This window comes from Blautia sp. HCP28S3_G10 (assembly GCF_052065235.1).
Taxonomy (GTDB): domain Bacteria; phylum Bacillota; class Clostridia; order Lachnospirales; family Lachnospiraceae; genus Blautia_A.
In genome coordinates this window covers 13,630-25,895 of record NZ_JBQHUL010000015.1, presented here as the reverse complement: position 1 = coordinate 25,895, position 12,266 = coordinate 13,630, and the positions used below count along the sequence as shown (strand labels likewise).

12 protein-coding genes and 1 tRNA gene are annotated in these 12,266 nt (G+C 41.8%); 11 read left to right on the top strand and 2 right to left on the bottom strand.

Annotated features, from left to right (window positions below; genetic code table 11):
• Positions 1–74 precede the first annotated feature (74 nt).
• Positions 75–788, top strand: coding sequence for an IMP cyclohydrolase (locus ACTNB8_RS07870; protein ID WP_441053731.1), 714 nt, complete (start codon positions 75–77; stop codon positions 786–788).
• 13 nt (positions 789–801) lie between these two features.
• Positions 802–1,986, top strand: a complete 1,185-nt coding sequence (locus tag ACTNB8_RS07865) for a phosphoribosylaminoimidazolecarboxamide formyltransferase (protein ID WP_441053730.1) — start codon at positions 802–804, stop codon at positions 1,984–1,986.
• 189 nt (positions 1,987–2,175) lie between these two features.
• Here the strand turns inward: ACTNB8_RS07865 and ACTNB8_RS07860 are convergent.
• Positions 2,176–2,248 (bottom strand) — tRNA-Gly (locus ACTNB8_RS07860).
• A 334-nt stretch (positions 2,249–2,582) separates the two neighbouring features.
• On the opposite strand from ACTNB8_RS07860, the gene ACTNB8_RS07855 reads away from it, so the two are divergent.
• A complete protein-coding gene (locus ACTNB8_RS07855) occupies positions 2,583–3,650 on the top strand; it encodes a 3D domain-containing protein (protein ID WP_441053728.1) in 1,068 nt (355 codons plus the stop codon).
• Between the two features lie 72 nt (positions 3,651–3,722).
• On the opposite strand, the gene ACTNB8_RS07850 is transcribed toward ACTNB8_RS07855, so the two are convergent.
• Positions 3,723–4,910, bottom strand: a complete 1,188-nt coding sequence (locus tag ACTNB8_RS07850) for an iron-containing alcohol dehydrogenase (RefSeq protein ID WP_441053726.1) — start codon at positions 4,908–4,910, stop codon at positions 3,723–3,725.
• 271 nt (positions 4,911–5,181) lie between these two features.
• Here ACTNB8_RS07850 and ACTNB8_RS07845 point away from each other — a divergent pair, with 271 nt between their 5' ends.
• From ACTNB8_RS07845 to trxA, 8 genes are all read left to right on the top strand, one after another.
• Complete coding sequence (locus tag ACTNB8_RS07845) at positions 5,182–6,384, top strand: NRAMP family divalent metal transporter (RefSeq protein WP_441053724.1); 1,203 nt, start codon at positions 5,182–5,184, stop codon at positions 6,382–6,384.
• An 83-nt stretch (positions 6,385–6,467) separates the two neighbouring features.
• Positions 6,468–7,196 carry a 5-oxoprolinase subunit PxpB gene (pxpB, locus tag ACTNB8_RS07840; protein ID WP_441053722.1) on the top strand — a complete coding sequence of 243 codons (729 nt, stop codon included), beginning with the start codon at positions 6,468–6,470 and terminating at the stop codon, positions 7,194–7,196.
• A gap of 1 nt (position 7,197) precedes the next feature.
• Positions 7,198–8,202, top strand: a complete 1,005-nt coding sequence (locus ACTNB8_RS07835) for a biotin-dependent carboxyltransferase family protein (protein WP_441053720.1) — start codon at positions 7,198–7,200, stop codon at positions 8,200–8,202.
• Between the two features lie 30 nt (positions 8,203–8,232).
• Complete coding sequence (gene accB, locus ACTNB8_RS07830) at positions 8,233–8,676, top strand: acetyl-CoA carboxylase biotin carboxyl carrier protein (RefSeq protein WP_441053719.1); 444 nt, start codon at positions 8,233–8,235, stop codon at positions 8,674–8,676.
• Positions 8,677–8,698: 22 nt separating this feature from the next.
• The gene (gene accC / locus ACTNB8_RS07825) at positions 8,699–10,045 is read left to right on the top strand and encodes an acetyl-CoA carboxylase biotin carboxylase subunit (protein WP_441053717.1); all 1,347 of its coding nucleotides are present in this window, start codon (positions 8,699–8,701) and stop codon (positions 10,043–10,045) included.
• Positions 10,046–10,112: 67 nt separating this feature from the next.
• Positions 10,113–10,880, top strand: coding sequence for a LamB/YcsF family protein (locus tag ACTNB8_RS07820; RefSeq protein WP_441053715.1), 768 nt, complete (start codon positions 10,113–10,115; stop codon positions 10,878–10,880).
• Positions 10,881–10,992: 112 nt separating this feature from the next.
• Complete coding sequence (locus tag ACTNB8_RS07815) at positions 10,993–11,895, top strand: NAD(P)/FAD-dependent oxidoreductase (protein WP_441053713.1); 903 nt, start codon at positions 10,993–10,995, stop codon at positions 11,893–11,895.
• Between the two features lie 54 nt (positions 11,896–11,949).
• The gene (trxA, locus tag ACTNB8_RS07810) at positions 11,950–12,252 is read left to right on the top strand and encodes a thioredoxin (protein WP_296158343.1); all 303 of its coding nucleotides are present in this window, start codon (positions 11,950–11,952) and stop codon (positions 12,250–12,252) included.
• Positions 12,253–12,266 lie beyond the last annotated feature (14 nt).

Genomic DNA, 12,266 nt, shown 5'->3' with positions numbered 1-12,266 from the left:
CCGGTGGCAGACTTTCTGTATTCAAATCGAGGTAGTGCATTCCAATACAATAAAGTGCAAAAAGGAGAATGATCATGGAAAAAATTTCACTGGAACAGGAACTGAAAAAAAATTCTTATCCCGGAAGAGGAATCATCATCGGACGTTCTGCTGACGGAACAAAAGCAGTAACTGCATATTTTATCATGGGACGCAGCGAAAACAGCAGAAACCGTGTTTTTGTAACAGAAGGAGAGGGAATCCGCACAGAGGCATTTGACCCGTCAAAACTTACTGATCCAAGTCTTATCATTTATGCACCGGTAAGAGTCCTTGGAAATAAAACCATCGTAACAAACGGAGATCAGACAGATACAATTTATGAAGGCCTTGACCGTCAGCTGACATTTGAACAGTCTTTAAGAAGCCGTGAATTTGAACCGGATGGACCGAATTATACACCACGTATTTCTGGTGTAATGCATATTGAAAATGGAAAATACAGTTATGCAATGTCAATTCTCAAGAGCAACAATGGGAATCCAGATGCATGTCTCCGCTATACATATGCATATGAAAATGCAATTCCTGGAGAGGGACGTTTTATCCATACATATAAATGTGATGGAAATCCACTTCCGAGTTTTGAGGGAGAACCAAAACTGGTTGATATTCCGAATGATATGCACGAGTTTGCAGAACTGCTCTGGAATAATCTGAACGAGGACAATAAGGTTTCTCTTTTTGTACGTTATATTGATATTGAAACTGGAAAATATGAAACAACTATCATAAATAAGAACTGCTAAGGGGGAAAGAGAAATGAAAGAACTTCAGTTAAAATATGGCTGCAATCCGAATCAGAAACCGTCCAGAATTTATATGGAGGATAATGGAGAACTTCCAATTAAAGTTCTGAGCGGAAAACCTGGATATATCAATTTCCTGGATGCATTTAATGGCTGGCAGCTTGTGCGTGATCTGAAAAAAGCTACCGGACTTCCGGCCGCAACTTCTTTTAAACATGTTTCTCCTGCAGGAGCTGCAATAGGACTGCCTCTTACAGAAACACTTGCAAAGATCTACTGGGTAGATGATATGAACTGGAAGGAGTTTTCTCCACTTGCATGTGCTTATGCAAGAGCCAGAGGCGCAGACCGTATGTCTTCTTTTGGCGATTTTATTTCTTTGTCAGATGTATGCGACAAAGATACGGCAATGCTCATCAAGAGAGAAGTTTCTGATGGCGTTATTGCACCTGGATATACGGAAGAGGCACTTGAAATCCTGAAACAGAAGAAAAAAGGAAACTACAATGTGATTGAGATTGATCCTGAATATGTACCGGCTCAGCTGGAACATAAACAGGTATTTGGAGTCACTTTTGAACAGGGGCGTCAGGAACTTGCTATTGATGATGAACTGATCTCAAATATTGTAACAGATAATAAAGATCTTAGTGAAGAAGCAAAGAGAGATATGAAAGTTTCTCTGATTATTCTGAAATATACACAGTCTAACTCCGTATGTTATGTCAAAAACGGACAGGCAATCGGTGTGGGTGCAGGACAGCAGTCTCGTGTTCACTGTACAAGACTGGCAGGCCAGAAGGCTGATAACTGGTTCCTTCGTCAGAGTCCGCAGGTTCTGAATCTTCCATTTAAGGATACTATCAGCAGAGCAGAGCGTGACAATGCTATTGATGTTTATATCGGAGATGAATATATGGATGTTCTTGCTGATGGCGTATGGGAAAATACATTTACGGAGAAACCGGCTGTATTTACAAAAGAAGCGAAAAGAGCATGGCTGGATCAGATGACAGAGGTTACACTTGGTTCTGATGCGTTCTTCCCTTTCAGTGATAATATTGAACGTGCGCATAAGAGCGGCGTGGAATATATTGCTCAGCCAGGTGGATCTGTAAGAGATGATGCAGTTATTGAGACATGTAATAAGTATGGAATGGTAATGGCATTTACCGGCATCAGATTGTTCCATCATTGATTTATTATTTAATTCACGAAAACCTGGTGTATGTTTTCAACATGATAACATACACCAGGTTTTCTGTGTATTGGATAAAATAGAAATATAATTCGTTAGAAAAGATAAAATCAATGTTTTTGGGGAACTGCTATTAGTAGAGATGGTTTGCAGAATAAAAAAGAATCAGGAATAATCCTGATTCTTAAGAGCGATAGACGGGGCTCGAACCCGCGGTCTCGACCTTGGCAAGGTCGCACGTTACCAACTACGCCACTATCGCATTTGTTTTGTTGAGGTGTTTACCTCAGCGACAATTCATACTATACCAGATGAAATTGCTGTTGTCAAATGTTTTTTTGATTTTTTTTCGATTTTTTTTATTTCATAAAAAAACAGTGAAAAATCTGTGTATAATTGGAATTCGTTTATTTCCTGTGCTACAATATTTTTACCGAACCAAGTAAGTCCCCCCGCTTCAATTGCAAAAAGCAATAAGCAGTGGGTGGTACCAGGGTAAAATTGTGGGCGTGCATTGCACGAAACAATTTATAGATAGCATGGTTGAAAAATATATGAACAGTAACAGGATTAAAAAAGAGACGAGGTGGCATTCAGTGAAATTTAAAATAGGAACAGTGGTTTTGAGTATTGCATTACTGAGTCAGTCGGTGAATGCATATGGTGCTGTTCTGGATTATGAAACAGTAGTTGAAAATGCACAGAAAGAGAACAAGACGATTCAGACTTTTGAAACTGAAGATGGCAGTGGAAATACGGTCAAAGTGGCTGCACAGCAGGAAACACTGTATGTTACTTCCAGAACGGCTGATATATATACTGTACCGGGTGATAATGGTGAAGTACTTGAAGAACTTACACTAGGAAATCAGGTACAGAGAAACGGTGTCTGTGATAATGGCTGGAGTAAGGTGTCTTACGACAGCAGTGATGGAAAAGTCAATGGATACATACAGAATCAGATGTTGAGTGAGGATATCCAGATCACATCGGTGGAAGATGAGGTAGAGGTGAAGTCTGACTGTGATATACTGGATTTTCCGGGAAGAAAAGATGGAGAAGTTGTCGGAGAAGTTATTGAACTTGACCAGGTTAAAAGAACCGGAACAGTGAATGGCGGATGGAGCAGGATTGAGTATCAGGCCAGTGACGGAAGCAGCCAGGAAGGATATATACCCACAAGTGTCCTAAATCTTCCGGAAGCAGATTCAGCTTCGGAAGATACAATTGATAAAAAAGAAAACGCCGGTACAGTTCATAAAAGTTCGGGTGAAGGTGTTTTCGCAGATGCGATCGAAGCAGGCGGCACAGTTTCAGAAGAAAATGGGGTTCAGATCGGAACACCGGTTGCAGCTTCCTCTGATGCTTCCCTGAAACCGCTTGGCAAGTTCAAGATCACACATTATTGTCCTTGTAGTATCTGCTGTGGACCGTGGTCAAATGGAATTACGTCTACAGGAGTTATAGCGACAACGAATCATACAATTGCAGTTGATCCGTCTCAGATACCATATGGAAGTAAAGTAGTGATTAATGGACAGGTGTATGTTGCAGAAGACTGTGGAGGTGCGATCAAGACAAACTGTATTGACATTTATGTGGCAACGCATGCTGAAGGAGAGGCAAAAGGTGTATATTATACAGATGTATACCTGATTCAGTAAAATATTTGACACTGTGTACGGAACGGATAAATAAAACCTTTCAATACCGGGATGGTACTGAAAGGTTTTTGTTTATCTTGAAGCCATTTGATAGATTTTTTCCATATCTTTCATATTTAACTGCTTAAATACACCGATAGTCCGTGTGTCTTCGAAACTGCACCGGAAAGCGAGATCATGAATCTGCTGATCATTGAGATCAAGGCCGAGATCATGAAGATTTGTCGGCATATTAACGGAACGCAAAAAGTCTTCCATAGCTTCGATGCCTGCAAGTGCTGTTTTTTCAAAATCAATACTGCACGGAATATCAAATACATTTGCAGCAAACTGAGCAAAACGTTCGGGATTAGACTGATAAACATATCTTGCCCAGCTTCCCCAGATGGCAGCCAGTCCGGCACCGTGAGCAACGTCATAAAGACCACCCAGTTCGTGCTCAAGCTGATGACATGCCCAGTCACCGCCACCGGTTCCGCATCCTGTAAGACCGTTATGTGAAAGGCTTCCTGCCCACATTACTTCTGCACGTGCATTGTAATTTCCGGGTTCTTTCAAGAGTATCCGGGCGTTATATATTACAGTCTGCATCAGAGATTCGCTGATGCTGTCTGTGATCTCCATTGTCTCAATATTGACAAAGTAACGTTCCATTGTATGCATCAGAATGTCCACACAGCCACTTTCTGTCTGGTACTGCGAAAGGGTATACGTAAGACGCGGATTCATAAGTGCAAATTTCGGGCGGCAGAGATTACTTCGCGCTGTACTTCTTTTAAGCCATCCTTCTTCATTGGTAATGACGCAGGAACCGCTCATTTCACTTCCGGAAGCAGCTATTGTGGGAATTGCGCCTACAGGAAGACAGGCAGTGGGTGTTTTTGTGCGAAGAAAGAAATTCCATACGTCTGTTTCGGGATTGGCAACACCATAGCCGATGGCTTTGCTGGAATCAATGACACTTCCTCCGCCTACAGCAAGAATAAAATCAACATTTTCCTGCTGACACAGCTGGATTCCCTCGCGGACTTTTGAGAGACGTGGATTGGGGATAACACCGCCAAGAGTGACAAAATCAATGCCTTCATCAGAAAGTGATCTGCTGATCGCATCAATGAGTCCGTTTTCAACAGCGCTGTGACTGCCATAATGAATCAGGACTTTTTTGCAGCCAAGTTCCTTTACTGCAGTACCTGCCTGTAAATGTGTATCTTTTCCAAAAGAAACCCTCGTAGGGGTAAAATATTCAAAACTTCTCATAATAAGATAAACTCCTTAACAAGTCTTTTTCTTAATATACCATAATTTGCGTAATTATAAGCGTAAAAATTGTAAAAAACAGGAAAAACAACAAAGTAGCGTAGCAGAGGAATAAAGTAAATATTCACAATGACAAGAAATTTATTGAATCGACTGAAAAATATCTTCTTGTTGTTAAATTGAAAATATGATATAATAGATTTGCAGTTAAGCGAAGGGGCACTCTGCAAATGCAGGGTGCCTTTACTATAACCGAAGGGAGAGGATGTAGATGAGTGACAACAAAAAACATGGAGGTGCGCTTTTAGGTGCGGCATTCCTAATGGCAACCTCAGCAATTGGCCCAGGATTTCTGACACAGACGTCCAAGTTCACCAGTGATTATCAGGCAAGTTTTGGATTTGTAATTCTTGTATCTATCATTCTGGCAGCAGTTGCACAGATGAATATCTGGAGGGTATTGTGTGTATCAGGCCTTCGTGGACAGGAAGTGGCAAATAAAGTTCTTCCGGGTCTGGGATATCTTGTATCCTTTATGGTAGTTCTTGGCGGTCTTGTTTTCAATATCGGAAATGTAGGCGGAGGAGCGCTTGGATTTAATACACTCCTTGGAATACCTACAAAAGCAGGATACATACTTGCAGGTGTTCTTGCGATTCTTGTATTTTTATCCAAGAATGCAAAAGGTGCAATGGATACACTTACCAAGATTCTTGGTGCGATCATGATCGTTGTTATCTTTATTGTTATCATTGTAGTAAAACCGCCGGTAGGTTCCGCAATCAAAAATACTTTTGTACCTGAGGCGGGAGCCACAGCTCTTTTCCCGGCAATCATTACACTGCTTGGAGGAACTGTTGGAGGTTATATTACTTTTGCAGGTGCACACCGTCTTATTGACGCTGGAATTACAGGAGAAAAAAATCTTAAAGAAATTAATAAGAGTTCGGTAATGGGTATCGGAATTGCAACTATTGTTCGTATTTTCCTTTTCCTGGCGGTACTTGGAGTTGTTGTAAAAGGTGTTACACTTGATGCCGCTAATCCGGCTGCAGATGCTTTTAAACAGGGAGCAGGACAAATCGGATATCGTTTCGCAGGACTTGTACTTCTGTGTGCAGCAATCACCTCTATTATCGGAGCTGCGTATACATCAGTTTCATTCCTGAAGACTTTCCATCCGGTAATCGCAGAAAATGAAAACAAAGTGATCATCGGCTTTATTGCAGTATCAACTCTTGTAATGTTTATTATGGGAAGTCCTGCAACACTGCTTGTTATTGCAGGTGCATTAAATGGACTGATCCTTCCGATTACACTGGGAATCTGCCTTATTGCTTCAAAGAAAAAATCAATTATGGGTGAAAATTATCATCACCCGACATGGCTTCTTATTCTTGGAATCATTGTTGTAATTCTTTCCGCTTATCTGGGAATCACAACATTCGTAAACAATCTGGGAAGTTTGTTCTAAAATGAAGAAAAAGGTGTAACCAGCGATGGATTGCACCTTTTTCTGATATACATACATTGTGTATTAAGGAGGAGAAAAACAAAATGGACAATATCAGAATTTTGACAGCAGGGGATTCCTCTATTCTGATCGAATTCGGAAAGGAGATCAGTCCGGAAATCAACCGCAAAATATCTGCTACAGTTCAGATGATGAAAGAGCAGCATATTGAAGGTGTTGTAGATGTGATTCCCGCATTTTGTTCACTTCTGATCAATTATGACCCCAGAGTCATTTCCTATGGTGAGATCAGTGAGAGGATGCAGGCGCTTCTGAAGCTGGAAATCAGAGCGGGAGAACAGAAAAAAAGAATATTTGAAATTCCTGTATGCTATGGCGGCGAATATGGGCCGGATATTGCTAATATTGCAGAACATGCCGGACTTTCTGAAGAGGAAGTTATCAAACTTCATTCTTCCAGAGACTATCTGATTTATATGTTGGGTTTTCTTCCGGGCTTCTGTTATCTGGGCGGCCTGGATGAAAGACTTCATACACCACGTCTGGCAAATCCGAGAATTAAGATCAATGCAGGCAGTGTGGGAATCGGAGGTTCACAGACAGGAATTTATCCTCTTGATTCTCCCGGAGGATGGCAGCTGATGGGTATGACACCTGTTAAGACCTATGATCCGGAAAGAGAAGTACCGATTCTGGTAGAAGCCGGAGATTATATAAGATTTGTTCCGGTGGATGAGAAAGAATATAAGCGCATAAAAGAAGCCGTAGACCGGGGAGAATATCAGTGCGTGGTTCACGAAGGAGAGGTGTAAAATGGGAATTCGTATATTAAAAGGCGGAATGCTGACGACGGTTCAGGATCTTGGAAGGACCGGTTATCAGAGCCAGGGATTTTCTGTGGCAGGAGTTATGGATGTCCGTGCTTTCAAAATCGCCAATCTTCTTCTGGATAATCCTGAGAATGAGGCTGTTCTGGAATTCACACTGATAGGACCGACACTTGAATTTACATCAGCCACGATCATAGCAATTACCGGTGGTGATTTTCAGCCGAAAATCAATGGAGATCCGGCACCGATGTATACAGCAATTTATGTAAATAAAGGTGATATACTGAAATTTGCCAGCGCAAGAACCGGAAGCAGGGGATATATTGCTTTTTCCAGTTATCTGGATATACCGGTTGTAATGGGCAGCAGATGTACAAATATGAAGAGTAAGATCGGTGGCTTTAAAGGACGTAAACTGGAGGCCGGAGATTATATCGGTTTTCGTATCAAGAGAAGATATCTGCCGTTTTTCCTGTCAAGGAAACTGGAACCCGACGATTATGATCAGGATGAAGCAACTGTACGTGTAATCATGGGACCACAGGATGCTGTTTTCAGCAGACAGGGTATAGAGACATTTTTAAGTAATGAATATACAGTGACCAGTGATTTTGACAGAATGGGCTGTAGACTTGAGGGTGCTTTTATCGCACCTAAGGAAACTTCAGATATTATTTCAGATGGTATTGCGTTTGGTTCCATTCAGGTTCCTTCACATGGAAAACCAATCATTCTTCTGTCCGACAGACAGACAACCGGCGGATATGCGAAGATAGCTACTGTAATATCTGTAGATATCCCGAAAATTGTACAGAGAAAAACAGATCATAAGATTCATTTCCAGGCGATTACAGTGGAAGAAGCGCAGAAACTGTATCTGGAAGAAGTCAGCGAACTGGATGCAATGCGCAAGACAATTCATCAGCCCTGTAAAGAAGTTCTGGACTGCAGACTTGTTGCCAAGAGACTGACGAAACTTTTTGAATAAAGAAAGATCTTAAGAAAAGGAGAAACCAAAATGGATTTAGAAAAGATTGAAGGACTGGTAAAAATTATCGAAAATTCTTCTCTAACAGAATTTACCCTGAAAGAGGGCGATCTGAAGATCACAATGAGCAAACTTGACAATCCGCCTGTTGTTGCAGCCGGAATGCCAGTGGCAGCAGGACCTGCACCGGCAGCTCAGACAGAAACTGCTGCTCCTGCTGAAGAGGAAGAAGAAAAATTATTTATTACATCTCCGATCGTAGGTACTTTCTATTCAGCACCTGCACCGGATGTGCCTGCATTTGTAAAGGTAGGAGATCAGGTCAAAAACGGACAGACAGTATGTATTCTCGAAGCAATGAAACTCATGAATGAGATCCAGAGTGATTTTGACTGTGAAATTGAAGCCGTACTGGTAAGTAATGAGCAGAAAGTTGAGTACGGACAGCCGCTGTTCCGTGTAAAGAAATTATAAGAACCAGAGGGAGGTTGGAGCCGTGTTTAACAAAATCTTAATTGCCAACCGTGGAGAAATTGCAGTCCGCATTATCCGTGCATGCCGTAATATAGGAATCCGCAGTGTAGCTGTATATACTAAAGAAGATGCAAAAAGTCTTCATGTACAGCTGGCTGATCAGAGAATCTGTATAGGTGAGGGGCCGGCCAGGAACAATTATCTGAACATGGACCGTATCATCCAGGCTGCCAGAAATATGGGTGCAGATGCTATCCATCCGGGATTTGGCTTCCTGTCAGAAAACAGTGAATTTGTTCGTAAATGTAAAGAAAACGGAATTACTTTTATTGGACCGGATGCAGATGTCATTGACCGTATGGGAAATAAATCTCATGCACGTAAGACAATGATGGAAGCTGGTGTTCCGGTTGTTCCTGGAACAAAAGACCCTGTATATGATTCTGAAACAGGACTGGAACTAGCAAAAGAAATCGGATATCCTGTAATGATCAAGGCATCTTCCGGAGGCGGCGGCAAAGGCATGCGTGTGGCAAAGGATGCAGACGAATTTGAATTTCAGTTCAATATGGCACAGAGAGAGTCAGCAAATGCGTTTGGTGATGATACAATGTACATTGAACGTTTTGTAGAAAATCCGCGTCATGTGGAAATCCAGATTATGGCAGATAATTTTGGGAATGTTGTTGCACTTGGAGATAGAGACTGTTCTGTTCAGAGAAATCACCAGAAACTGATCGAGGAATCACCATCCCCTGCAATATCGGACGAAACAAGACAGAAAATGAATGAATATGCGGTCCTTGCAGCAAAAACCGTCGGATATACAAATGCCGGAACAATTGAATTTATCGTGAGTCCGAAAGGTGAGTTCTTCTTCATGGAAATGAACACCAGAATCCAGGTAGAACATGGTGTGACAGAGATGGTAACAGGTACTGATCTTATTATTGAACAGATACGTGTTGCCATGGGTGAACCGCTGAGTTTCAGACAGGAAGATATTCAGCTTCGCGGACATGCGATCGAATGCAGAATCAATGCAGAAATCCCGGAGAAAAATTTCATGCCCAGCCCGGGTGTTGTACAACATCTGCATCTTCCGTCAGGAAATGGTGTAAGAGTGGATACAGGACTTTATACGGGATACCGAATTCCGTCAGAATATGATTCCATGATCGCAAAAGTAATCGTCCATGCACCGGACAGAGAAGCGGCACTTCAGAAAATGCGTTCGGCACTTGACGAAATGCTGATCATAGGAGTAGAAACGAATCTTGATTTCCAGTATCAGATTATGAAAAATCCGGTATTCTGTGAAGGAAAAGCAGATACAGGATTTATTGAGAGTATTATGCATATCAAGTAACTATTCGGCTGGTGGTAACTGTGAGAGTACTGAATAGTTTCAATTTTAAATAAATGGAGGCAGTCAGATGTTTCGTGTAGATTTAAATAGTGACCTTGGAGAAAGTTTTGGAAGATATACCATCGGAATGGATGATAAGATCATACCGATGATCACATCTGCAAATGTTGCCTGCGGATATCATGCATCTGATCCTGTTGTTATGAACAAGACTCTTGCAATGGCAAAAGAAGCAGGAATCCGTGTAGGAGCACATCCGGGATTTCCGGATCTTATGGGATTTGGCAGAAGAAATTTAAGCGTTTCTCAGGAAGAAGCAAAAGCATATACTTTATATCAGCTGGGAGCGCTTGATGCATTCTGCAGGATAAATGGACTGAAAATGCAGCATGTCAAACCGCATGGAGCCCTGTATAATATGGCAGCAAAAGACTATGAACTGTCAAAAGCCATCTGTGAAGCAATTAAAGAATTTGATCAGGAACTGATCGTTCTGGCACTTTCCGGTGGAGAACTTGCACATGCGGCAAAGGATATGGGACTTCGAACAGCGTTGGAAGTTTTTGCCGACCGTGCATATGAAGAAGACGGAACTCTTGTAAACAGAAGAAAAGAAGGAGCAATGATCACAGATGAAACTCTGGCAATCAGCCGTGTAGTACGTATGATAAAAGAGAAAAAAGTCACAGCAATCACAGGTAAAGATATTCCAATTCAGGCGGATTCTGTCTGCGTTCATGGTGATGGTGAAAAAGCTCTGGCTTTTGTTGAGAAAATACGTGCAGCACTGCAGGATGAGGGCATAGAAATCTGTTCTCTTGACGAGATCGTCTGAAATCAGTCTGGACAATTCCTGATAATTGTAATATGATGACTGGTAAGAAAGGAAAGAACCAGGTTACTGCGAACGGAGTGAACAGTAACTCAGTATTTGCATGGTGGTCAGAATGGAAAATGTAGTAATCATTGGTGCAGGACCGGCCGGAATATCAGCGGCACTGTATACCGCAAGAGGTAATCTTAAACCACTGGTAATAGATAATGGGATTGGTTCTCTGGAAAAAGCTGAAAAAATTGAAAATTATTATGGCCTTGAAAAACCTCTTTCAGGACAGGAACTGTATGAAAGAGGTATTGAACAGGCAAAAGCCCTTGGCGTACGTATCGTAAATGCCCAGGTACTTGGTGTGGAAGGGTTTGATACATTCACAGTAAAAACAACAGGTGGTGATTACGATACAGTCAGTATAATTCTGGCAACAGGCAGTAAACGAACTGCACCGAAGATTCCTGGAATCAGAAAGTTTGAAGGAAAAGGTGTCAGTTACTGTGCTGTCTGTGATGCGTTTTTTTACAGAGGAAAAGAAGTTGCAGTTCTTGGAAACAGTGATTTTGCACTTCATGAGGCTGAAACACTGGGTAATGTTGCGGCAGGTGTGACAATTTATACAGACGGTAAAGAACCGAAATTTTCCAAAAAATCATCAATCAGTGTAAACACTATGAAGATTCAGTCAATAGAAGGAACGGACAGAGTGTCCGGAATTCTTGTGGAGAATGATCTGACTGCGCAGGAGGAAGGGACAAAAGCAGATTCCTTTTATCCGGCAGATGGTATTTTTGTTGCACTTGGTACAGCGGGAAGCACAGAAATTGCCCGTCAGATGGGAGCTGAACTCACCGAAAAGGGTAACATTAAAGTAGACAGAGAAATGGCATCGACAATTCCAGGACTGTTTGCGGCAGGTGACTGTACTGGCGGTCTGCTTCAGGTTTCAAAAGCGGTTTATGAAGGCAGTATGGCAGGTATAAGTGCAGGCAGATATGTCCGTCAGAGAAATACACTCTGATAATTCTAAAAAACGGGAAATACTGGTTATCAGTACAAAAAAGGAGAATTAGATATGGCAAAAACAATAACATCAGACAATTTCGAACAGGAGGTTCTTCAGGCTCAGAAACCGATACTGCTTGATTTCTGGGCAACATGGTGTGGCCCGTGCATGAGACAGGGACCTATCGTGGAAGAACTGGCACAGGAAGGCTATAATGTAGGTAAAATTGATGTAGATCAGGAGCCTGGCCTTGCACAGCAGTTCAAAATCATGAGTATTCCTACACTGCTTATATTTAAAGACGGCAAAGAGGTTCAGCGCCTTATTGGCCTTACACCAAAGGATACATTGAAAAAACTTCTGGAGGATTAAGCAGTTTTGACTGC